Raw genomic sequence first — 21,042 nt, forward strand, 5'->3', positions numbered from 1 at the left:
AAGCTGTTTAGAAATGTGGTCGGGGAAAGAGGATTCGAACCTCCGGCCCCTGCCTCCCGAAGACAGTGCTCTACCAGGCTGAGCTATTCCCCGACCGATGCCGACGCCGCCGTGAAGCGACCCCGTAAGGCAGGCCGCAGCCTATAGAGACGGGTTTTCGGGCTGGCAAGCGGCGAGCGACGCTTTTTTTACGGGGCGGAGCGATGCCCCGATGCGCTAAAGCCTGTGGATCACAGATTCGATTCCGACAGGACCAGCGCTTTGCCCGATACGCCCCATTATGAGCAGCAATATCTCGACCTGATGCGGCATATCTGGCGGCATGGCGACGAGCGGATCGACCGTACCGGGGTCGGCACCCGGTCGATCCTGGGCGCGACAATGCGCTTCTCTCTGGCCGACGATGCGGTGCCGCTGCTGACCACCAAGCGGGTCTATTGGAAGGCCGCGGCGCGCGAGATGCTGTGGTTCCTGACCGGCGACACCAATATCCGCGAACTGGTGCGGCAGGGGGTGCATATCTGGACCGACTGGCCGCTCGACGCCTATCGCAAGGCGACAGGCGAGACGATCGATCGGGATACGTTCGAGGCGCGGATCATCGCGGATGAAGGCTTTGCGCTGGAGTGGGGCGATCTGGGGCCGGTCTACGGCGCGCAATGGGTGAACTGGCCGCGCTACGAACCGGCGGGCGAGGGGCTGTATCGCCGGGCGGAGAAGGGGCATAATCAGATTGCCGCGCTGGTCGATGCGATCCGGGCGACGCCGGGATCGCGGCGCTTGCTGTTCACCGGCTGGAATGTCGCCGAAGTCGCGCAGATGGCGCTGCCGCCCTGCCACATGACCTATCAGTTCCAGGTGTCGAACGGGAAGCTCAATGGCCTGTTGTTCCAGCGGAGTTGCGACCTTGGCCTGGGCTTTGCCTTCAACATATTCGGCCTGTCGATGATCACCCGGATGTTGGCGCAGCAATGTGACTTGGAGCCGGGCGAGGTGGTCTGGCAGGGGGGCGATGTGCATCTCTACCTCAACCATGCCGCGCTGGTGGAGGAACAGATGAGTCGCATTCCGGCGGGTGCGCCAAAACTGCGGATCAAAAGCCGGCCTTCATCCATTTTCGATTATGCCATCGAGGATTTCGAGGTGGTCGATTATGCGCCGCAATCCCATATTTCCGCGCCCGTCGCCGTGTGAAGCGGACAGCGAGGCGGACATAGGTTTGAGAAAAATTGGGTAAGGGAGGCTTGCCTTTCTCGGCGTTGTAATTTAATATCCAATCCAAGCAATATTATTGCAACGCAGCATAGGAGGCAGGATGACCGATCCGCATGATATCGGAGCCGCGCAAGGCGAACCGGGGCGCAACCTGCCCCCGCTGCGCCTGCATGTGCCAGAGCCGCCAGCCCGGCCGGGCGAGAGCGCCGACTTCACCCATTTCGACATTCCCGCTGCCGACGCCGCGCCCCGCCCGGACGAGGCGGCCCAGCCCGCGACCATGCGCGACATGGCCTATGGCCTGGTGCGTGTGTTGGACGAAGAGGGTGCGGCCGTGGGGGCGTGGAACCCCAAGCTGCCGCCCGAAACGCTGCTGCGGATGTTGCGCGCGATGGCACTGACCCGCGCCTTCGACGCACGGATGTTCCGTGCCCAGCGGCAGGGCAAGACCAGCTTCTATATGAAGTCGACTGGCGAGGAGGCGGTGTCGATCGGCGCGGCCCTGGCGCTGTCGCGCGACGACATGTGTTTTCCAAGCTATCGCCAGCAGGGCATATTGATCGCGCGGGACTGGCCCATCATCGACATGATGAACCAGATTTATTCCAACAAGGGCGATCGGCTGAACGGCCGCCAGTTGCCGATCATGTATTCGGCGCGGGAGGCGGGCTTCTTTTCCATTTCCGGCAATCTGACCACCCAATATCCGCAGGCGGTCGGTTGGGCGATGGCGAGCGCGGCGCGGGGCGACACGCGCATTGCGGCGACCTGGTGCGGCGAGGGATCGACGGCGGAGGGCGATTTCCATTCGGCCTGCACCTTCGCCAGCGTCTATCGCGCGCCGGTGATTCTGAATGTCGTGAACAATCAATGGGCTATCAGCAGTTTTTCAGGTTTTGCGGGAGCGGAATCGACGACCTTCGCTGCGCGGGCGATCGGCTATGGGATTGCCGGCTTGCGGGTCGATGGGAATGACGTGCTGGCGGTCTATGCCGCGACGCGCTGGGCCGCCGACCGGGCGCGGGCCAATGCCGGGCCGACGCTGATCGAGCATTTCACCTATCGCGTCGAAGGGCATAGCACGTCGGACGATCCGACCGCCTATCGCTCCGCCGAGGAAAGCAGCCTGTGGCCGCTGGGCGACCCGATCGCGCGGTTGAAGCAGCATTGCATCGGCCTTGGCATCTGGGACGAAGAGCGTCACGCCGCGATGGACAAGGAATTGGCCGAATATGTCCGCGACGCCGCGCGGGAGGCGGAGAAGAACGGCATTCTTGGCCACGGCCTGCACCATCATCCGATGGAATCGATGTTCGAGGACGTGTTCGAGGAAATGCCCCGGCATTTGAAGGAACAGCAGCAACAGATGCTGGATGAGTGGAAGGCGGCGGGGTTGTGATGGGGACTATCGACACAACCGTCATCCCAGCGAAGGCTGGGATCTCCCTTTTCTTCATCGTCGCGCCGGAAGGCAGTGAGATCCCAGCGTTCGCTGGGATGACGGCATTGGGGATATCCCATGACTGATATGCAACAAATGACCATGATCCAGGCGATCAACAGCGCCATGGACGTGATGATGGAGCGCGACCCGACCGTTGTGGTGATGGGCGAGGATGTCGGCTTTTTCGGCGGGGTGTTTCGCGCGACCGCGGGCTTGCAGGATAAATATGGCAAGAACCGCGTGTTCGACACGCCGATCACCGAATGCGGGATCATCGGCGTGGCGGTGGGCATGGGGGCTTATGGCCTGCGGCCGGTGCCGGAGATCCAGTTTGCCGACTATATCTATCCCGCGCTCGACCAGTTGGTGTCGGAAGCGGCGCGGTTGCGCTATCGGTCGGCGGGGGAGTTCACCGCGCCGATGACGGTGCGGTCGCCGTTCGGCGGCGGCATCTTTGGCGGGCAGACGCATAGCCAAAGCCCCGAAGGCATCTTCACCCATTGTTCGGGGATCAAGACGGTGATCCCGTCCACCCCCTATGACGCCAAGGGGCTGTTGATCGCGGCGATCGAGGATAATGATCCGACGCTCTTCTTCGAGCCCAAGCGCATCTATAACGGCCCGTTCGATGGCCATTATGACACACCGGCCAAAAGCTGGGCCGGGCACCCCGATGCACAGGTGCCGACCGGCTATTATCGCATTCCGCTGGGCACCGCGCGCATCGTGCGGCCGGGCGAGGCTCTGACCATCCTCTGCTATGGCACGATGGTCCATGTCGTCGAAGATACGGTCAAGGCGATGGGGATCGACGCAGATATTGTCGATCTGCGCAGCCTGATCCCGCTCGACATCGACACCATCGAGGCGTCGGTGAAGAAGACGGGCCGCTGCCTGATCGTCCATGAGGCGACGCGGACCAGCGGCTTTGGCGCCGAATTGCTGGCCCAGGTGCAGGAGCGCTGCTTCTATCATCTCGAAGCGCCGATCGAGCGCGTCACCGGCTTCGACACGCCCTATCCGCACAGTCTGGAATGGGCCTATTTCCCTGGCCCGGTGCGTATCCGCGAAGCCATTGCCAAGATCATGAAGGACTAAGCCTTCACCCAGCTTCCGTTCGTTTCGAGCGAAGTCGAGGAACGGAAGCGCAGTTTCAAGTCAAGTGTCTCGACTTTGCTCGACACGAACGGAGCTTTTTATGGCCCTTTTTACATTCAAGCTGCCGGATATCGGCGAAGGCATTTCGGAAGCCGAGATTGTCGGCTGGCATGTCGCGGTCGGGGATCGGGTCGAGGAAGACCAGCCGATCGCCGACATGATGACCGACAAGGCGACGGTCGAGATGGAAAGTCCGGTCGCGGGCATCGTCGTCCGCCTGGCGGGCGAGCCGGGCGACCAGATTCCCATCGGCGCGATGCTGGTGGAGATCGAGGTGGAGGGCGACGACGTGGCTGCGCCGCCGCCGCCTTCGGTCGAGGCGATTGAGGCGGAGGTTCCGGGTGAAGCGGTCATCGACCCGACACCCTCTCAATCCGTTCGCCCTGAGCCTGACGAAGCCTGTCCTGAGCGCCTGCCGCAGGCGGGCAGTCGAAGGGGGCCGACCTTTTCTTCCGCGCCAATCGCCAAGGAAGAAGGGCAGGGCTTCGACAAGCTCAGCCCGAACGGACCTTTAAGTTCGGCGGAGTCGCACGCCTCGCCCATCCTCGCCTCCCCCGCCGTGCGTGCCCGCGCGAAGGATTTGGGGATCGACCTGGCGCAGGTGAAGGCGAGCGGCGAGCATGTTCGTCATGCCGATCTCGATGCGTTCCTGCTCTATGGCGAGGGGCAGGGCTATCGCCCGGCTGGGCGGTCCGCCACGCGGCCGGACGAGCAGATCAAGGTTATCGGCATGCGTCGCCGCATCGCCGAGAATATGGCGGCGTCCAAGCGCCATATTCCGCATTTCACCTATGTCGAGGAAATCGACGTGACCGCGCTGGAAGATTTGCGGGCGCAGTTGAACGACGGGCGGGGGGATCGGCCTAAGCTGACCATGCTGCCGCTGCTGATCGTCGCTTTGTGCAAGGCGTTGCCCGATTTTCCGATGCTCAACGCCCGTTATGATGACGAAGCAGGCGTGGTCACGCGCCATGGCGCGGTGCATCTCGGCCTCGCGACGCAAACCGATGCGGGGTTGATGGTGCCGGTGATCCGTGATGCGCAGAATCGCAATGTCTGGCAGCTCGCCACCGAAATCCGCCGCCTTGCGGACGCTGCGCGCACCGGCAAGGCGAAGTCGGAGGAATTGTCCGGCTCCACGCTGACGCTGACCTCGTTGGGGCCGTTGGGTGGCATTGCCACCACGCCGGTCATCAACCGGCCCGAAGTCGCGATCATCGGTCCCAACCGCGTGATCGAACGACCCATGTTTAGGGGCAAGGAGATCGTCGCGGCGAAGCTGATGAACCTGTCGATCAGTTGCGACCATCGCGTGGTCGATGGCTTCGACGCGGCGAGCTTCGTCCAGGCGGTGCGCAAACTGCTGGAAGCGCCCGCTTTCCTGTTCGTGGATTGATAAAGGGGCAGGGTGCCTATTTCGTCAGGACGACGATGGCACCCTGTTTCAGATCCGGGCTGAACAGCATCCGCACCGCGCGCTGCATCATCTTCCAGCGCCGCTTGCTGAGCCAGCGGCCCGAATAGTCGCGTTCCTGATAGAAGGTGCTGTGGAGCAGCGCCGGGATCGGCAGCACGCGATGACTGGTAAAGCCCGCCTCGCGGCCGCGCGCGATGATGAGGTGGGGCGGCATGTCACGTTCGGCGACGCCGAACTTCGCCATCGCCTCGATCGATTCGGGCGACTGGCTATGGCCTTCGCCCGGTTCATGGGTGATCAGCATCCCGCCCGGCTTCAAGGCGCGATAGGCGCTGCGGATCGCCAGTGCTTCGTCATCGGCATGGTGAAGCGCGTCGAAGAAGAGCGCGGCATCGAACTGGCCGTCGAGGTCGAGATTCTCGAAATCGCTGCATATAAAAGTCGTGCGGTCGCCAACGTCGTTGATCCGGGCATTCTCTTGCGCCAGTGCGATCATGTCGGGCGCAATGTCCTGCCCGGTCACGCTATAGTCGGCGCGGGCGAGGAACTGGCTGGTCCAGCCGCCGCCGCAGCCCAGGTCCAGCACGGCGGCCGGGGCCGGGGGCAGCAGGCTGATGATGAAGCCGATCGACGCCAGTTGGATGCCGCATTGCGGATCGGAAAAGGGCTTGTTCAGCGAATGATCGGCACCGCCTTCCCCCAGATTGGCGAGATAGGCGCGCTCGGCGTCTTTGGACATCAATGGGGTCTCCGGTCGAGCCGACGGCCCTAGACCGTGGCGTCGCCCTGCTCAAGCGCGCTTGTCGCTACCCTTGTTCCATTCACCGTATCGTCGCGCGATAGCTCAGCCGTCCGGCCTGGCCCGGCGGGACACCGTCAGGCAATGTCCAGCGGACATGGGTGATATCGGCCGGGACGGCGCGGCGCACGCCGCCGAGCGGCGTCGGCAGCCAGAGTTGCGCCATGCGCCCCCATCGCACGCCGCCGTCTACGGAGACTTGCAGGGCGGGGTCGGACGGGTCGAGTTCAACGCCCTTGGGTAGTGGCCGGACCAGCGCATAGTCGCGCAGCGGTTCGCCGCCTTGGTTGCGCCAATGGACCATGACAATCAGCTGGTCGCCCGGTGCGACGCGGTTGGCGCTGGCCAGCACGCGCCGGGTGCGACCGTTGACGTCGGTGCTGACGCGCTCGACGAACATCTGCGTATCGACGCGCACGGCGGGCTGCGCCTGCGCGACCTGCGCGCCGATGATGATCGCCAGCGCGGCCAGCGCTGATCCTGTGGCTGTCTTCATGCCGAACCCCGTTGTCGCATCCCCGATGGCGGACATAGACCCCGCCGCCCAATATTTGGTTAAGAGGCTGAATTTGCGGCGTGGGCGCGCGCATCGCTTTGCAAATTGACGGCCCGTGACGGGCAGCGCACATCTGGGCGAATCTATTGGCGAATCGGACAAAAGTGACAGTCGGCGAACAACAGGAAATCAACCGCAGGCGCGACCGGCTGCTGGCGTCGATCGCGCTGACGGCGGGCATTGGCCTGATCATCGCGCTGCCCTTTGCGTTGCGGGCGGGGGCGGAGTTTTTCCTGCCGCTGACCGCCGCGCTGGTGATCGCGATCGCGCTGGTGCCGTTGCTCGAATGGATGGAGCGACGCCGTTTGCCATCGGGGCTGGCGGCGTTGCTGGCGCTGATCGGCTTTCTGCTGGTCGCCAATACGGCGCTGGTGCTGATCATCGTGCCGGCGACCGACTGGTTCCGCATCCTGCCCGAACGGCTGCCGCAGATTCAGGCCAATCTCGCGCCGCTGATCGACTTCTATGCCAATCTCCAGCGGTTCGTCGATGAAACCGTGCGGATGCTGGCGACGGGGCCGGTGGCGGCCGCGCAGACCGCGGCGATCGATACGCCGCGCTCGCTGTTGCAGTTCGCCGCCGCCTCGGCGCCGTCCGCCATCGTGCAGATGGTGTTCGCGCTGCTCATCATCTATTTCTTCCTTGCTGGATGGACGCGCCTACGCCGCCGCACCATCAACAGCCGCGACAGTTTCGACGGCGCGCTGGCGGTCGCGCGGGTGATCCAGAATGTGGTCGATGCGACGTCGGCCTATGTCATCACCATCGCGACGATTAACCTGGGGCTGGGGTTGGCGGTCGCCGTATCGCTGTGGCTGATCGGGATGCCGTCGCCCTGGATGTGGGGCGGCATCGTCGCGTTGCTGAACTTCATTCCCTATTTCGGGCCAATGCTGGCCGCCGTGCTGCTGGGGCTGGGCGGCCTGATGGTGTTCGACGATATTTGGGTGGCGTTGCTGCCTGCGGCCTTGCAGGTCGGTTTCCACATGGTCGAGGCCAATGTGGTGACGCCGACCGTGCTGGGGCGGCGGCTGACGATGAATCCGCTGCTGATCCTGGTGTCGCTGGCCTTTTGGGGCTGGGTCTGGGGCACGCCCGGCGCGCTGCTGGGCGTGCCGCTGCTGATCATCATCCAGACCGTGGTGCAGGCGGCGGGAACGCCCGATATTGCCGGTTTCCTGTTCGAGCAGGGGACGCTGACGGTCGCGCCGCGTAAAGAAAATGACGAGAATGGCAAAACAGCCGAAACGGACGGTTGACAGTTTTGGCGCGCGCCCATAGACGGCGCTTCCACACCGAACGCGGGTGTAGCTCAGTTGGTTAGAGTGCCGGCCTGTCACGCCGGAGGTCGCGGGTTCGAGCCCCGTCACTCGCGCCACTTTCCTTGACCGGAAGGTGGAAAGGTTCCCGGATCAGCATCGTCTGGCGAACTTGGTGTGGAAATAGATGTCACCCTGCGCGGGTGTAGCTCAGTTGGTTAGAGTGCCGGCCTGTCACGCCGGAGGTCGCGGGTTCGAGCCCCGTCACTCGCGCCACTTGCCTGCCGGATGCAGCAAGTGGCGCAGACCGCGCATTTCGATAGCTTCGGTTTTATCCGCGACGCCAGCGTCCGGTTTCCATCCAGGCGAGCAGCCGCCGGAGCGGCAACACCCAGATCCATATGATGCCGAGCGCCAGATAGATGGGCACCTGCACCCACATCGGCAGCAGGCCGATCTGGCCCGACAGGCTGCCCACCATCACCGCCCATAGCGTGATCAGGCCGACGATCGCCAGCATCCCCACCGGCTTGCGCCAGCTGGGCTGATGATAATGGCGCGGGTCGATGCTCATGCGTCTGGTCCTTCGATCAGTTCCGCTTCGGTCAGGATGATGTCGAGCGGCAAGTCCCACGGGTCGGCGGGGACATCGTCCAGTTCCTGCGCCGACCAGGCAAGGCCTATGCGCAGCGCGTCGGGAAAGCGGGCGAAGGCGCGATCATAATAGCCGCCGCCCTGGCCCAACCGGTTGAGCGCGCGGTCGAACCCCACCAGCGGCGCGATGATCGCGTCGGGCGTCACGGGACCATTGCCGGGTTCAGGATGGCTGGTGCGGAAAGGGCCGGGGATGAGCGGGGCGTCGGGCGTCCAGGGCAGGAAATCCATCGACCCCAGCCGGTCCAGCACGCGCGGCAGCGCCACCCGCTTGCCCATGGCGATCAAGGGCGCGGCCAGCCGCTGCGCCGGGGCTTCGTCATCGAGGCCCATATAGAGGGCGACAGTGCGGGCATTAGCCAGACGCCGGGCGAGCGGGGAAGGCAGCACCTTGAACGCCAGCCTATGCGCCAGCGGATCGAGCGTGGCGACGAAGGCGCGCCGCTGATCGCGCGCGAGGACGCGCAGGTCGGCTTTGTCGGCGGCGTTAGGGTCGTCGCTCATCATCCTACTTTCGCAATCGGACGGGAAAGGGGGGTGACGGGACCACCTTGGCCGTGTGCTGGAAGATCCTCTGACGCCTCAACGTCAGGTGGGGACCATGTAGATCGGGCCGGAACCCGCCCAGGGACAGCCCCCTAGGATGTGCTTATCGCCTCAGGGATGTTCGCTAAAGCTCGTACCAGGCAGTACCCGTCATCCCCAATCTAGGCGTCCGCGTGCGGCGCGGCAAGTCTCTCGCGCAGCTTTTCTATCCGCGCCGTCAGCGCCTCGACCGCCTGCGCCGCATCGTCATCCTGGGTTTCCAGCGCCAGTCTCTCCTGCCGTCCGGCAACCTCGCGACGCAGGTCGGTCACTTCGTCGGCCAGGAAGAGCGCGGCGAAGAGCAGGTTGCGCACTTCGGTCATGCCCGGCATGCCCTGCTGCGCGGCGCGCGCCTTGCCATCGATCATCGCCGCAAGCTGCGCCAGATGCGCTTCCTCGCCATCGCGGCAGCGTATGTCATAGTGCCGCCCGGCAATGTGCAGCGTGGTTTCAGCCATGGGCCTTGGCTTTCAGGTCATCGATCAACTGATCAAGCGAACGCAGGGCTTCGCGGGCGGCGGGCAGGTCGATTTGTGGGGCGTCCGGCGGCGCAGGGGGCGGGATGGCCGCGACGAAATGGGTCACATCCTGTTCCAGCCGACCGATCGCCCGCTCCAGCGTGCCGATCGCCAGCATCATGCGCTCGCTTGCCATGGCCCAAGCATAGCCCGATTCGCGCGCCTACAAAAGCGGTCTTTGGGCCTAAGCGACGGGCATTGCGCCCCGCTATGGTTGACGCATGGGGCTTGACGCGACAAAGGAAGCGCGATCTCGACTCGTTCGCCCGCCCGCAAACGATCCGCCCTATTCGTTCAGGAAAGACGCCCGCCCATAATGACCGTCACTGATAAGTCGCTCGCCAACGCCATTCGCGCGCTTTCCATGGACGCGGTGCAGGCCGCCAATAGCGGTCATCCGGGGATGCCGATGGGGATGGCCGATGTCGCGACGGTGTTGTTCAGCGATTATCTGAAATTCGATCCGACCCAGCCCAAATGGGCCGACCGCGACCGGTTCGTCCTGTCGGCTGGCCATGGCTCGATGCTGATCTACAGCCTGCTGCACCTGACCGGCTATGCGCGGCCGACGATCGAGGACATCGCCAATTTTCGCCAGTTGCACAGCCCCTGCGCCGGCCATCCTGAGAATTTCGAGCTGGCGGGCGTGGAAGCGACCACTGGTCCGCTTGGCTCCGGCCTTGCCACCGCCGTTGGCATGGCGATTGCCGAACGCCATCTGAACGCGCAGTTCGGCGACGATCTGGTCGATCACCGGACCTGGGTGATTGCGGGCGACGGCTGCCTGATGGAAGGCATCAATCATGAGGCGATCGGCCTTGCGGGCCACCTCAACCTTGGCCGCCTGATCGTGTTGTGGGATGATAATAAGATCACGATCGACGGTGCGGTCGATCTGTCGAGCAGCGAAGATGTGCGCGCGCGCTATGCCGCCACTGGCTGGCATGTCGTGTCGTGCGATGGTCATGACGTTGCCGATGTGCGCCGCGCGCTGGCCGAAGCGATTGCCGATCCGCGTCCCTCGCTCGTCGCCTGTGCGACCAAGATCGGCTATGGTTCGCCCAACAAGGCGGGCACGTCGGGCGTACATGGTTCCGCGCTGGGCACGGACGAAGTCGCGGCCGCGCGCGAATTTCTCGGCTGGACCGCCGAGCCGTTCGTGATCCCCGAAGACATTGCCGCTGCCTGGAAGGCGATCGGCGCCAAGGGCGGCGAGGCGCGCACCGCATGGGAAGCACGGCTTGCAAGTGACGAGAAGGGCGGCGAATTTGCCCGTCGCATGGGCGGCGACCTGCCCGCCGATTTCTCGCTCGACGCCTATATCGACAGCCTAATCGCCGCGCCGCAGAAGGTCGCCACGCGCAAGGCGAGCGAGTTGGCGCTAGGCGCGATCAATGACCTGCTGCCCGAAACGCTGGGTGGTTCGGCGGACCTGACCGGCTCCAACAATACCAAGACCAAGTCGACCGGCCCGCTGACCAAGGATGATTATGCGGGTCGCTATGTCTATTATGGCATTCGCGAATTCGGCATGGCCTGCGCGATGAACGGCATGGCGCTGCATGGCGGGGTCATCCCCTATGGCGGCACCTTCCTCGTCTTTTCCGACTATCTGCGCGGCGGCATCCGCCTGGCCGCGCTGCAGCAGCAGCGCGTCATCCATGTGCTGACCCATGACAGCATCGGCCTTGGCGAAGATGGCCCGACCCACCAGCCGATCGAGCATGTCATGTCGCTGCGCATGATCCCCAACCTGGACGTCTATCGTCCGGCCGACATCGTCGAGACGGCGGAATGTTGGGAACTGGCGCTCAAGGACGCGACCGGCCCATCGGTGCTGGCGCTGACCCGCCAGAACCTGCCGCAGTTGCGCACCGAGAAGAGCGAGAATCTGTGCGCCAAGGGTGCCTATCGCCTGCGCGCCGCGACCGGCGATCGCCGCGTGGTGATCATGGCCACGGGTTCGGAAGTCGAGATCGCGGTCGATACCGCCAAGCTGCTGGAAGAGCAGGGCATCGGCGCCGATGTCGTGTCGATGCCGAGCTGGGCACATTTCGAGGCGCAGCCGCAATCCTACAAGGATGAGGTTCTGCCCTATGATGTGCTGCGCGTGTCGATCGAGGCGGGGACGACCTTCGGCTGGGAACGGCATACCGGCATCGGTGGGCTGCGCTTTGGCATCGACAGCTTCGGGGCGTCCGCGCCGGCCGAAGCGCTTTACGACCATTTCGGCCTGACCGCCGTGAAGATCGCGCCGCAAATCGTGGCCGCGCTCGACAACTGATCGACAATCAACACCTTAAGGGAGGCTAGTGCAGTGGCAACGAAGGTAGCAATTAACGGTTTCGGACGTATCGGCCGCCTGGTGGCGCGCGCCATCCTCTCGCGCACCGACCATGACCTGGAACTGGTCAGCATCAACGATCTGGGCGATGCCAAGGCGAACGCCCTGCTGTTCAAGCGCGACTCGGTCCATGGCAATTGGAAGGGTGACGTCAGCGTCGATGGCGATTTCCTGGTCATCGACGGCAAGCGTATCGCCGTCACCGCCGAACGCGATCCCGCCAACCTGCCCCACGCGGCGCAGGGCGTTGAGATCGCGCTGGAATGCACCGGCATCTTCGCCGACAAGGGCAAGGCCAGCGCCCATCTGACCGCTGGTGCCAAGCGCGTCATCATTTCGGCGCCCGCGACCGGCGTGGACAAGACGATCGTGTTCGGCGTCAACCATGACGCGCTGACTGCCGACGATATCGTGATTTCGAACGCCAGCTGCACCACCAACTGCCTGGCCCCGCTCGCCAAGGTGCTGCACGATGCAATCGGCATCGAGCGCGGTTTCATGACGACGATCCACAGCTACACCAATGACCAGAACACGCTGGACCAGATCCACAAGGATATGCGCCGCGCCCGCGCCGCTGCCCTGTCGATGATCCCGACCACCACGGGCGCTGCCCGTGCGGTGGGTGAGGTTATGCCGGAGCTGAAGGGCAAGCTGGATGGCTCGTCGGTCCGCGTGCCGACCCCGAATGTGTCGGTGGTTGATTTGAAGTTCGACGCCAAGCGCGCGACCAGTGTCGAGGAAGTCAACGCGCTGCTCAAGGCCGCTGCGGAAGCCGGACCGCTCAAGGGCGTGCTGGGCTATTCGGACGAGCCTCTGGTCTCGATCGACTATAATGGCGATCCGCGCAGCTCGACCGTCGACAGCCTGGAAACCGCCGTCATCGACGGCACGCTGGTCCGTGTGCTCAGCTGGTACGATAATGAATGGGGCTTCTCCAACCGCATGATCGACACCAGCGGCGTGGTGGCGAAGTTCCTGTAAGATACTGAGGGGGCAGGGTGACTTGCCCCCTTTTCGTCATCCCGGCGCACGCCGGGTTCCCGCTTTTCTTCTCTTCGGCGATACAGGAAGAGTGATCCCAGCTTTCGCTGGGATGACGGATGCATCAGGAAGCCAACATGACCAAGCCGTTCAAGACACTCGATGATATGGGCGACATCAGCGGCAAGGCCGTGTTGGTGCGCGAAGACCTCAACGTGCCGATGCACGAAGGGTCGGTCAGCGACGATACCCGCTTGCGCTCGGCGATGCCGACCGTGCTGGAACTGGCCGATCGCGGCGCGAAGGTGCTGATCCTCGCCCATTTCGGCCGTCCCAAGGGCCAGAAGAACCCCGAATTTTCGCTGTCGAAGATCACCCGGCCCCTGAGCCAGGTGCTAGGCCGCGAAGTCCAGTTCATCCCTGATTGCGCCGGTCAGGCGGCGGTTGACGGCATTGCGGTAATGCGTCCCGGCGACATTGCGATCCTGGAAAATACCCGCTTCCATGCGGGTGAAGAACAGAACGACCCGGCGCTGGCCGAGGCGATGGCGGCGATCGCCGACATGTATGTCAACGACGCCTTCTCCGCCGCGCACCGCGCCCATGTTTCGACCGAGGGCATTGCCCACAAGCTGCCCGCCTTTGCCGGGCGCGCGATGGAGCGCGAACTGGATGCGTTGCAGGTCGCGCTGGGCACCCCGGTCAAGCCGGTCGCGGCGGTCGTGGGCGGGGCCAAGGTCTCGACCAAACTGGATGTGCTGAACCATCTGGTGACCAAGGTCGATCATCTGATCATCGGCGGCGGTATGGCCAATACCTTCCTGCACGCGCGCGGGGTCGATGTCGGCAAGTCGCTGTGCGAGAAGGATCTGGCCGACACCGCCGAAGCGATTTTCGACAAGGCGGAAGCGGCCGGTTGCACCATCCATCTGCCCTATGACGTGGTGGTGGCCAAGGAATTTACCGCCAACCCGCCATCGGTGCGGACGTGCAATGTGCATGAGGTCGCTGAGGATGAAATGATCCTCGACGTCGGCCCGGCCGCTGTCGAGGCGCTCGCCGATGTGCTGAAAAATTGCCGGACCTTGGTGTGGAACGGCCCGCTCGGCGCGTTCGAGATTGCGCCGTTCGACACCGCCACGGTCGCGCTGGCGCGGACGGCGGCGGCGCTGACCAAGGAAGGCCAGTTGACCTCGGTCGCAGGCGGCGGCGATACCGTCGCCGCGCTCAACCATGCAGGCGCAGCGGCCGACTTCACGTTCGTTTCGACCGCGGGCGGCGCCTTCCTGGAATGGATGGAAGGCAAGGACTTGCCCGGCGTCAAGGCGTTGATGGCCTGACCATAGGGGAGGAAGGCGCAACTGCTGCGCCTTCCTTTCTCGCTTAGCTGGCGGGGACGGGCTCGCGCAGCAAGGGCACCAGCAGCCGGTTGAGTGCATCGAGATCGAGCGCGCCCGCCTTGGCATAGCGCACAGTGCCCGACCGATCGATGATGACGTTGGTCGGCACCCCGGTCAGCGGGCCATAGGGGCCTTTGATCCGCTTGGCCGATGGCATATGCATCGCGGCGAACAGCTTTTTCAACTGGCTAAGAGGTGCTGAATCCTGCGTCGTGACCGCAAAGACGCGCAGGCCATTCTTTTTCTGCAATGAATAATAAGCGTCGAGCGTCGGCAATTCGGTGCGGCACGGCACACACCATGTCGCCCAGAAATTCAGCAGCACGACTTGCCCCTTAAGATCCGCCAGCGCGATCTTTTCTCCGCCGATCAGCGTCAGTTCGAAATCGGGCGCCGGGGCATCGACCGTCACTTTCTCCCGCGCCATGGTCGCCCCGGACGAAAGGCATGCCGCCGCAAAGGCCATTGCCGCCGCCAGTCGCCACGATCCCGTCATTGTCGCCCCCATTTGCCCCAAGCGTGCGACAATAGCGGCGTGTCTGTCGGACGCAATGCGGCATAGTTGCGGTGCGTTGTTTCTTGCGGTGCGGCATGGGACTGGCTAACAGCGCGAAGACTGGGGATTTCAATGATATTGCTGTACCCGGCAGGCAGGCGATGGAGCGCCTGCTGATCGTCTATTTACGCGCGGCCAGATCGAAGGCGCGCTTTCAAGAGAAGGTATGTGCAGATGCTGGATCAGACCATGAAGCAGAAGATCGCCGACGGGGAGGGCTTCATCGCCGCGCTCGACCAGAGCGGTGGATCGACGCCCAAGGCGCTCAAGGGCTATGGCATCGAAGAGGGCGCCTGGGCCAATGACGAGGAAATGTTCGGCCTGATCCACGCGATGCGCAGCCGCATCATCACCGCGCCTGTGTTTACCGGCGACAAGGTGCTGGGCGCGATCCTGTTCGAACGCACCATGGACGGCACCGTCGATGGCAAGCCGACCCCGCAGGCGCTGATCGACAAGGGCGTGGTGCCCTTCATCAAGATCGACAAGGGGCTGGAGGACGAAGCCAATGGCGTTCAGCTGATGAAGCCGAACCCCGATCTCGATGTGCTGCTGCACCGCGCCAAGGCGCTGGGCGTGTTCGGCACCAAGGAGCGTTCGGTCGTCAACCTCGCCAACCGCGAAGGCATTGCCGCCGTCGTCAAGCAGCAGTTCGAAACCGGGCAGCAAGTCTTGGCCGCCGGGCTGATGCCGATCATCGAGCCGGAAGTGAACATCAAGTCGCCCGAACGCGCCGAAGCCGACGCGATCCTGCTCGACGAACTGGTCAAGGCGCTCGACGCGCTGCCGGACGACCAGCAGGTGATGCTCAAGCTGTCGCTGCCGACCAAGGCCGGTCTGTTCGATCCGCTGGTCGATCATCCCCGCGTGCTGCGCGTCGTCGCTTTGTCGGGTGGCTTTGCCCGTCCCGAAGCCTGTGTCGAACTGGCCAAGAATCGCGGCATCATCGCCAGCTTCAGCCGTGCGCTGCTCAACGACCTGCGCCACCAGATGAGCGATGACGAGTTCAACGTGGCGCTCGGCGAAGCGATCGACGAAATCCACGGCGCATCGGTCGCCAAGACGCCGGTTACGGCCTGAACCGGATCGGCCGGGCGGGACTTCCGCCTGCCCGGCCCCCCTTTCCCGGATCGGCGGGATCGGTTAGGGCATCGGCCATGACCGATTTTACCGATGAAGAACTGGCGCTCGATCCGCATTTTGCCGATCAGTTCCAGACGGGCTTTCGCCCCGCTTGCCAACTTTACCTGATCTCGCCGCCCGCGATCGACGCGGATTTTGCGCCGCGCCTGGCGCAAGCGTTGGAAGGCGGCAAGGTTGCTGCGTTCCAACTGCGGCTCAAGGGGCTGGATGATCACGCCATCGCCGCGCTCGCGCCACCGCTGCAGGCGATCTGCGCCGAGCATGAGGTGGCGTTCATCGTCAACGATAGCATTGGCCTCGCCAAGCGGTTGGGCGCGGATGGCGTGCATCTGGGGCAGGAGGATGGCGACCCGCGCGATGCGCGCAAGCAGCTTGGCCCCAATGTTCAGATCGGCGTGACCTGCCATGACAGCCGTCACTTGGCGATGGAAGCGGGCGAGGCGGGGGCCGACTATGTCGCCTTCGGCGCCTTCTTTCCGACCACGACCAAGGAAACGCAGCATCGCGCTGAACCCTCGATCCTGGGCTGGTGGACGACCTTGTTCGAACTGCCCTGCGTCGCGATCGGCGGCGTGACGGCGGATAATGCGGGGCCGCTGGTGATGGCGGGCGCGGATTTCCTGGCGGTCAGCAGCGCGGTTTGGGAGCATCCCGAAGGCCCGAAGGCGGGCGTCGCCGCCTTTGCCGAAGTGCTGGCGAGCAAGCCCCCGCCGCCACGCTGATGCGGGGCAGGGCGGAGGCGCTTACGCCATCGCGCAATAAGGCTGACTCATGCGCTGTGTTCCCCGGCGGAGGCCGGGGTCCAGTCCCACGGTCAGAACTGGACCCCGGCCTTCGCCGGGGAACAATAAGCTATAGGTTCTCGGCAATGTACCTTGGTATTACGCTCCGACCTGCGCCTTGCTGACATCGAGTCGCTTGCCGTTGGTGATGACGACGACGTCGCCCAACTTGGTCACGCCGAACAATTTTTGCGCGAAGGCGACCGGCACGCCGATGCAGCCATGGGTTGCCTTGCCCCATTGGACGTCGCTGCCATGGATCGCCACGCCGTCGCTGGTCAGGCGCAGCATATAGGGCATCGGTGCATTGTCGTAGAGGTTGGAATAATGGTCGGCGTCCTTCTGCATTATCGGGAAGGCACCCAAGGGGCTAGGCTTGTCGGTCGCGCCATAGAGGATGACCGCCGCGCCGATTTCATAGCCTGCGCGGAACACAGATAGCGTTTGCGCGCGCAGGTCCACGGTGATGATGACGGGGCCGGTCGTCGGCGCACCGCTTTCGTCCCAGGCATAGTCGCCATGGCGGAACGGGCCGTCAATCTTGAGGACGCGCTTGACCGTCAGCGCGCGCGGATCGATCGTCATAGGCTGATCGCTGCGGCGTTCGGCGGGTTTTGCGGGGGCTGGCGTGGGGGATGGCGCTTTCGCTACTGGGGCAGGCACGGCGGGTTCTTCGGCGGCGGGGCGGTCGATCCAGCCGGACACAAGCAGGCCAATGCCCGCCAGCCCTGCGCCGATCGCCAGCTTCGGGCCAGCGCTTTTCGCCAATGCTTTGAGCAGAGCTGCCATATCATCCTCAAACAAATTCCTCCCCTGTAAGTGGAGGGGGACCACGAAGTGGTGGAGGGGTGTCGCCGTCACGATGGGGGGACACCCCTCCGTCAGGCTTCGCCTGCCACCTCCCCTTGCAGGGGAGGAACTCCATCGTCCGTCATAGCGGCAAAAGGTTAAGCTCAGCCTTCGCGCGCGACTTCCGCCGCTGCGATGGCGGTGAGGTTGAGGATGCCGCGCGAGGTGACGCCGGGGGTCAGGACATGAATGGGCTTGGTGAGGCCCATCAGCATCGGCCCGACGGTCGGCGAACTGGACGAGGCGGACAGCGCGGTGAGCGTGATGTTCGCGGCATCCAGATTGGGCATGACCAGCAGATTGGCCGGGCCTTCAAAGCGCGAATCGGGGATCAGCTTTTCGCGCAGCGCCTGGCTGAGCGCCGCATCGGCATGCATTTCGCCATCGACCGCCAGATCGGGCGCGGCCTGCCGCACCAGTTTGAGCGCGGCGCGCATCTTGCGGGCGCTGTCGCTGTGCGAAGCCCCGAAATTGGAGTGGGACAGCAGGGCGACGCGCGGGACCAGGCCGAAATGTTCCAGCTCGGTCGCCGCCAGCAGCGTCATTTCCGCAACCTGTTCGGGCGTCGGATTGGGCACCATATGGGTGTCGGTGATGAACAGCGCGCCTGCGTCGAGGATTAGGCCCGACAGCGCATAGACGCGGTTGCGGCCCGGCACCCGGTCGATGATGCGCAGCGCATGTTCGACCTGGCCCCAATATTCCGAATTGCCGCCGATCAGCGCGGCGTCGACATGGCCCAAGCGCAGCAGCATAGCGGCGGTGACGCTGGGGCGGCGATAGACATGGCGCAGCACTTCGGCGGCGGGCACGCCCCGGCGCGAGGCGACGGCGCGATAGCCCTCGACCAGTTGCGCCATGATCTCATGATCGGTTTCGGGATCGATCACCTCGACATCGCGGCCGAGTTCGAAGCGCAGGCCGAGGTCCGGCAGCTTCTTGTTCAGGATGCGGCGGCGCGCGACGATGGTCGGGCGGACAATGCCTTCATCCAGCGCGTCCTGAATGGCGCGCAGCACGCGCTCATCCTCGCCCTCGCCATAGACGATGCGGCGTGCGCCACCACGGGCGGCCTCGAACACTGGCAGCATCAGCTGGCCGGAGCGGGTATTCTGCCGCGTCAGGCGGCGGCGATAGTCGTCCAGGTCGATCGGGCGGCGGGCGACGCCGCTGTCCATCGCCGCGCGCGCCACGGCGACCGCGATCTCGCCGATCAGCCGCGGATCGAAGGGGGTGGGGATGATATAGTCGGGACCGAAGACCAGCCTGCGCCCGCCATAGGCCTGCGCCACGCTGTCATGCGCGGGCATGCGGGCGAGGCTGGCGATCGCGTCGGCGGCGGCGACCTTCATCGCTTCGTTGATCTGGGTCGCGCCAACATCGAGCGCGCCCCGGAAGATATAGGGGAAGCACAGGACGTTGTTGACCTGATTAGGATAGTCCGAGCGGCCGGTGGCGATGATCGCGTCCGGGCGGACTTCGCGCGCGGCCTCCGGGCGGATTTCGGGTTCGGGGTTGGCGAGCGCGAAGATCAGCGGATTGGGGGCCATCAACGGCAACCATTCGGGCTTCAGGACGCCGGGCGCGGAGAGGCCGAGGAACAGATTGGCCCCCGGCAGCACGTCGGGCAGGGTGCGCGCATTGGTGACGCGGGCATAGCGCGCCATATTGGGCAACATGCCCTCGCGGCCCGAATGGATGACGCCATCCTTGTCGGTCATGGTGACATTGTCGACCGGCAGGCCCATCGACACGAGCAGATCGACGCAGGCGAGCGCCGCCGCGCCCGCGCCCGACGTCACCAGCTTGGCATCGGCCAGCGTCTTGCCCTGGATTACCAGCGCGTTGCGCACGGCGGCGGCGACGACGATGGCGGTGCCATGCTGATCGTCATGAAAGACCGGAATATTCATCCGTTCCTTCAGCCGCGCCTCGATCGCGAAACATTCGGGCGCCTTGATATCCTCAAGGTTGATGCCGCCGAAGGTCGGCTCCATCAGGGCGACGGCTTCGATGAATTTTTCGGGGTCAGTGGTGTCGAGTTCGATGTCGAACACGTCGATATCGGCGAATTTCTTGAAGAGGACCGCCTTGCCCTCCATCACCGGCTTGGACGCCAGTGCGCCGATCGCGCCCAGGCCAAGGACGGCGGTGCCGTTGGAGATGACCGCGACCAGATTACCGCGCGCGGTGTAATCGAGCGCCTTGTCGGGATCGGCGGCGATCTCCATGCAGGGGGCGGCGACGCCGGGCGAATAGGCCAGCGCGAGATCGCGCTGGTTGACCATGCGTTTGGTCGGCTCGATCCGCAGCTTCCCCGGCTGGGGAAAGCGGTGATAGTCGAGGGCGGCGCGGCGGGTATTATCGTCCATGCGATGGGCCTTAAGGGCTGCGTTCCGCAAGGGCAATGGTGGAACGCGCCCAGGGGGGCGTTGGGGCATATAGTCCGACAAGAAAATCGACAAAGGCGGTGATGGCGGCGGGCGGGTTATGCTGTGGCAGTTGCACCGCGAACAGGCCGACATCCGCCGACCCTTCATGGTCCGGCACGATCTGCTGAACATCGCCGCGCGCCAGCGCGTCGCTGATATCCCAGAGCGAGCGCAGGGCGATGCCGCCGCCTGCCAGCGCCAGTTCGCGGACCACTTCGCTGCTGTTGGTGCGGACGTGGCTGCGGCCCTCGACCGTCACCGGGCCGTTCGGGCCGACGAGACGCCAGGGCATCTGGCCATCGGCGGCGAGCAGGCGATGGTTTTTGAGGTCGGCGAGGGTGGCGGGTGTGCCATAGCGGTCGAGATAGGCGGGAGCGGCGCACAGGATGCGGCGGTTGGTCGCTAGCCGTCGCGCGGCGAGGCCCGGCCCTGGATCGGCAGTGATGCGGATGGCAAGGTCGGCGCGCGTGTCGATCAGGTCGGCGAAATCGTCCGACAAGTTGATGGCGAGATCGACGCGGGGATGGGCGTCCATGAAGCGCGGCAGCCAGGGGGCGAGATGCATCCGGCCAAAGGAGGTGGGCGCGGTGATGCGCAGCGGCCCCGCGACGATCGCCGACGTACCCGACACACGCCGCTCGGCTTCGTCCAGCGCGGCCAAAATCCCGCGCAGATCGGCATGGAGCCGCTCGCCCGCCGGGGTCAGGGCGAGCCGCCGCGTGGTGCGGTGAACGAGGCGCGTGCCCAGCCGCTCCTCTAGCCGCGCGAGCCGCTTGGACATCATGGCGGGCGAGATATGCAGGCGGCGACCGGCAGCAGCGAGGCCGCCTTCATCGACGATCGCGACGAAGAGTTCATGGTCTGGGTCCATCATATTCGTTCACCATGGGAATGACTATGTTTGCATAATAGTGAATATACGACATAATGGGAATGGGGTATTCCAG

Annotated in this window: 20 protein-coding genes and 3 tRNA genes; 12 read left to right on the plus strand and 11 right to left on the minus strand. The window is 64.5% G+C overall.

Annotated features, from left to right (window positions below):
* Nucleotides 1-16 precede the first annotated feature (16 nt).
* Nucleotides 17-93: transfer RNA gene (locus SxD43FB_RS06070), tRNA-Pro, on the minus strand.
* Between the two features lie 168 nt (nt 94-261).
* Between SxD43FB_RS06070 and thyA the strand changes: the two genes are divergently transcribed.
* The 4 genes from thyA to SxD43FB_RS06090 all read left to right on the plus strand — a co-directional run bounded on the left by thyA (nt 262) and on the right by SxD43FB_RS06090 (nt 5,213).
* Nucleotides 262-1,194: a thymidylate synthase gene (gene thyA / locus SxD43FB_RS06075; RefSeq protein WP_096061537.1), complete on the plus strand. Its 933-nt coding sequence runs from the start codon at nt 262-264 to the stop codon at nt 1,192-1,194.
* A gap of 121 nt (nt 1,195-1,315) precedes the next feature.
* Nucleotides 1,316-2,614, plus strand: a complete 1,299-nt coding sequence (locus tag SxD43FB_RS06080) for a 3-methyl-2-oxobutanoate dehydrogenase (2-methylpropanoyl-transferring) subunit alpha (protein WP_096061420.1) — start codon at nt 1,316-1,318, stop codon at nt 2,612-2,614.
* Between the two features lie 138 nt (nt 2,615-2,752).
* Complete coding sequence (locus tag SxD43FB_RS06085) at nt 2,753-3,757, plus strand: alpha-ketoacid dehydrogenase subunit beta (RefSeq protein WP_096061538.1); 1,005 nt, start codon at nt 2,753-2,755, stop codon at nt 3,755-3,757.
* A gap of 100 nt (nt 3,758-3,857) precedes the next feature.
* The gene (locus tag SxD43FB_RS06090) at nt 3,858-5,213 is read left to right on the plus strand and encodes a dihydrolipoamide acetyltransferase family protein (protein ID WP_096061421.1); all 1,356 of its coding nucleotides are present in this window, start codon (nt 3,858-3,860) and stop codon (nt 5,211-5,213) included.
* Between the two features lie 16 nt (nt 5,214-5,229).
* Here the strand turns inward: SxD43FB_RS06090 and SxD43FB_RS06095 are convergent, their stop codons facing one another.
* Nucleotides 5,230-5,973 (minus strand): class I SAM-dependent methyltransferase, encoded by a 744-nt coding sequence (locus SxD43FB_RS06095; RefSeq protein WP_176482683.1) that lies wholly within the window; start codon nt 5,971-5,973, stop codon nt 5,230-5,232.
* 82 nt (nt 5,974-6,055) lie between these two features.
* Complete coding sequence (locus SxD43FB_RS06100) at nt 6,056-6,529, minus strand: hypothetical protein (protein WP_096061539.1); 474 nt, start codon at nt 6,527-6,529, stop codon at nt 6,056-6,058.
* Between the two features lie 164 nt (nt 6,530-6,693).
* On the opposite strand from SxD43FB_RS06100, the gene SxD43FB_RS06105 reads away from it, so the two are divergent.
* The 3 genes from SxD43FB_RS06105 (at nt 6,694) to SxD43FB_RS06115 (ending at nt 8,124) form a co-directional block, all read left to right on the plus strand.
* Nucleotides 6,694-7,848: an AI-2E family transporter gene (locus tag SxD43FB_RS06105; protein WP_069064744.1), complete on the plus strand. Its 1,155-nt coding sequence runs from the start codon at nt 6,694-6,696 to the stop codon at nt 7,846-7,848.
* A 42-nt stretch (nt 7,849-7,890) separates the two neighbouring features.
* Nucleotides 7,891-7,967 (plus strand) — tRNA-Asp (locus SxD43FB_RS06110).
* A gap of 80 nt (nt 7,968-8,047) precedes the next feature.
* Nucleotides 8,048-8,124: transfer RNA gene (locus SxD43FB_RS06115), tRNA-Asp, on the plus strand.
* Between the two features lie 55 nt (nt 8,125-8,179).
* On the opposite strand, the gene SxD43FB_RS06120 is transcribed toward SxD43FB_RS06115, so the two are convergent.
* The 4 genes from SxD43FB_RS06120 to SxD43FB_RS06135 form a co-directional block, all read right to left on the minus strand.
* Complete coding sequence (locus tag SxD43FB_RS06120; protein WP_037473918.1) at nt 8,180-8,422, minus strand: DUF2842 domain-containing protein; 243 nt, start codon at nt 8,420-8,422, stop codon at nt 8,180-8,182.
* Nucleotides 8,419-9,006, minus strand: coding sequence for a 5-formyltetrahydrofolate cyclo-ligase (locus tag SxD43FB_RS06125; RefSeq protein ID WP_096061540.1), 588 nt, complete (start codon nt 9,004-9,006; stop codon nt 8,419-8,421). Before SxD43FB_RS06125 ends, SxD43FB_RS06120 begins: the two co-directional genes overlap by 4 nt.
* 203 nt (nt 9,007-9,209) lie before the next feature.
* On the minus strand, nt 9,210-9,545 hold the full coding sequence (locus SxD43FB_RS06130; protein ID WP_096061423.1) for a cell division protein ZapA: 336 nt from the start codon (nt 9,543-9,545) through the stop codon (nt 9,210-9,212).
* A complete protein-coding gene (locus tag SxD43FB_RS06135; RefSeq protein WP_237236431.1) occupies nt 9,538-9,741 on the minus strand; it encodes a hypothetical protein in 204 nt (67 codons plus the stop codon). The genes SxD43FB_RS06130 and SxD43FB_RS06135 overlap by 8 nt, the downstream gene beginning before the upstream one ends.
* A 180-nt stretch (nt 9,742-9,921) precedes the next feature.
* Between SxD43FB_RS06135 and tkt the strand changes: the two genes are divergently transcribed.
* From tkt to SxD43FB_RS06150, 3 genes are all read left to right on the plus strand, one after another.
* On the plus strand, nt 9,922-11,889 hold the full coding sequence (gene tkt, locus SxD43FB_RS06140; RefSeq protein WP_096061424.1) for a transketolase: 1,968 nt from the start codon (nt 9,922-9,924) through the stop codon (nt 11,887-11,889).
* A gap of 33 nt (nt 11,890-11,922) precedes the next feature.
* Nucleotides 11,923-12,933 carry a type I glyceraldehyde-3-phosphate dehydrogenase gene (gap, locus tag SxD43FB_RS06145; protein WP_096061425.1) on the plus strand — a complete coding sequence of 337 codons (1,011 nt, stop codon included), beginning with the start codon at nt 11,923-11,925 and terminating at the stop codon, nt 12,931-12,933.
* A 137-nt stretch (nt 12,934-13,070) separates the two neighbouring features.
* Complete coding sequence (locus SxD43FB_RS06150; protein ID WP_096061541.1) at nt 13,071-14,273, plus strand: phosphoglycerate kinase; 1,203 nt, start codon at nt 13,071-13,073, stop codon at nt 14,271-14,273.
* A gap of 43 nt (nt 14,274-14,316) precedes the next feature.
* Here the strand turns inward: SxD43FB_RS06150 and SxD43FB_RS06155 are convergent, their stop codons facing one another.
* Nucleotides 14,317-14,760, minus strand: coding sequence for a TlpA disulfide reductase family protein (locus SxD43FB_RS06155; protein WP_255245617.1), 444 nt, complete (start codon nt 14,758-14,760; stop codon nt 14,317-14,319).
* Between the two features lie 303 nt (nt 14,761-15,063).
* Between SxD43FB_RS06155 and SxD43FB_RS06160 the strand changes: the two genes are divergently transcribed.
* A complete protein-coding gene (locus SxD43FB_RS06160; RefSeq protein WP_096061427.1) occupies nt 15,064-15,969 on the plus strand; it encodes a fructose bisphosphate aldolase in 906 nt (301 codons plus the stop codon).
* Nucleotides 15,970-16,046: 77 nt separating this feature from the next.
* On the plus strand, nt 16,047-16,754 hold the full coding sequence (thiE, locus tag SxD43FB_RS06165; RefSeq protein ID WP_096061428.1) for a thiamine phosphate synthase: 708 nt from the start codon (nt 16,047-16,049) through the stop codon (nt 16,752-16,754).
* A 159-nt stretch (nt 16,755-16,913) separates the two neighbouring features.
* Here thiE and SxD43FB_RS06170 read toward each other — a convergent pair whose 3' ends face one another.
* The 3 genes from SxD43FB_RS06170 to SxD43FB_RS06180 all read right to left on the minus strand — a co-directional run bounded on the left by SxD43FB_RS06170 (nt 16,914) and on the right by SxD43FB_RS06180 (nt 20,969).
* Nucleotides 16,914-17,603: a L,D-transpeptidase family protein gene (locus SxD43FB_RS06170; protein ID WP_096061429.1), complete on the minus strand. Its 690-nt coding sequence runs from the start codon at nt 17,601-17,603 to the stop codon at nt 16,914-16,916.
* Between the two features lie 164 nt (nt 17,604-17,767).
* The gene (locus tag SxD43FB_RS06175) at nt 17,768-20,035 is read right to left on the minus strand and encodes an NADP-dependent malic enzyme (protein WP_037477539.1); all 2,268 of its coding nucleotides are present in this window, start codon (nt 20,033-20,035) and stop codon (nt 17,768-17,770) included.
* A gap of 10 nt (nt 20,036-20,045) precedes the next feature.
* Nucleotides 20,046-20,969, minus strand: coding sequence for a LysR family transcriptional regulator (locus SxD43FB_RS06180; protein WP_096061430.1), 924 nt, complete (start codon nt 20,967-20,969; stop codon nt 20,046-20,048).
* Between the last annotated feature and the right edge of the window lie 73 nt (nt 20,970-21,042).

Origin of the sequence: Sphingobium sp. D43FB (assembly GCF_002312805.1) — a bacterium.
Taxonomy (GTDB): Bacteria; Pseudomonadota; Alphaproteobacteria; order Sphingomonadales; family Sphingomonadaceae; genus Sphingobium.

What these genes read in the sequence shown, in the direction of transcription:
- SxD43FB_RS06180 (WP_096061430.1), bottom strand. Translation starts at nt 20,969, where the DNA reads ATGATGGACCCAGACCATGAACTCTTCGTCGCGATCGTCGATGAAGGC.
- tkt (WP_096061424.1), top strand. Translation starts at nt 9,922, where the DNA reads ATGACCGTCACTGATAAGTCGCTCGCCAACGCCATTCGCGCGCTTTCC.
- SxD43FB_RS06155 (WP_255245617.1), bottom strand. Translation starts at nt 14,760, where the DNA reads ATGGCGCGGGAGAAAGTGACGGTCGATGCCCCGGCGCCCGATTTCGAA.
- SxD43FB_RS06175 (WP_037477539.1), bottom strand. Translation starts at nt 20,035, where the DNA reads ATGGACGATAATACCCGCCGCGCCGCCCTCGACTATCACCGCTTTCCC.
- SxD43FB_RS06080 (WP_096061420.1), top strand. Translation starts at nt 1,316, where the DNA reads ATGACCGATCCGCATGATATCGGAGCCGCGCAAGGCGAACCGGGGCGC.
- SxD43FB_RS06130 (WP_096061423.1), bottom strand. Translation starts at nt 9,545, where the DNA reads ATGGCTGAAACCACGCTGCACATTGCCGGGCGGCACTATGACATACGC.
- SxD43FB_RS06100 (WP_096061539.1), bottom strand. Translation starts at nt 6,529, where the DNA reads ATGAAGACAGCCACAGGATCAGCGCTGGCCGCGCTGGCGATCATCATC.
- SxD43FB_RS06085 (WP_096061538.1), top strand. Translation starts at nt 2,753, where the DNA reads ATGACCATGATCCAGGCGATCAACAGCGCCATGGACGTGATGATGGAG.
- SxD43FB_RS06120 (WP_037473918.1), bottom strand. Translation starts at nt 8,422, where the DNA reads ATGAGCATCGACCCGCGCCATTATCATCAGCCCAGCTGGCGCAAGCCG.
- SxD43FB_RS06125 (WP_096061540.1), bottom strand. Translation starts at nt 9,006, where the DNA reads ATGAGCGACGACCCTAACGCCGCCGACAAAGCCGACCTGCGCGTCCTC.
- thiE (WP_096061428.1), top strand. Translation starts at nt 16,047, where the DNA reads ATGACCGATTTTACCGATGAAGAACTGGCGCTCGATCCGCATTTTGCC.
- SxD43FB_RS06150 (WP_096061541.1), top strand. Translation starts at nt 13,071, where the DNA reads ATGACCAAGCCGTTCAAGACACTCGATGATATGGGCGACATCAGCGGC.
- SxD43FB_RS06090 (WP_096061421.1), top strand. Translation starts at nt 3,858, where the DNA reads ATGGCCCTTTTTACATTCAAGCTGCCGGATATCGGCGAAGGCATTTCG.
- SxD43FB_RS06135 (WP_237236431.1), bottom strand. Translation starts at nt 9,741, where the DNA reads ATGGCAAGCGAGCGCATGATGCTGGCGATCGGCACGCTGGAGCGGGCG.
- SxD43FB_RS06170 (WP_096061429.1), bottom strand. Translation starts at nt 17,603, where the DNA reads ATGGCAGCTCTGCTCAAAGCATTGGCGAAAAGCGCTGGCCCGAAGCTG.
- SxD43FB_RS06160 (WP_096061427.1), top strand. Translation starts at nt 15,064, where the DNA reads ATGCTGGATCAGACCATGAAGCAGAAGATCGCCGACGGGGAGGGCTTC.
- SxD43FB_RS06095 (WP_176482683.1), bottom strand. Translation starts at nt 5,973, where the DNA reads ATGTCCAAAGACGCCGAGCGCGCCTATCTCGCCAATCTGGGGGAAGGC.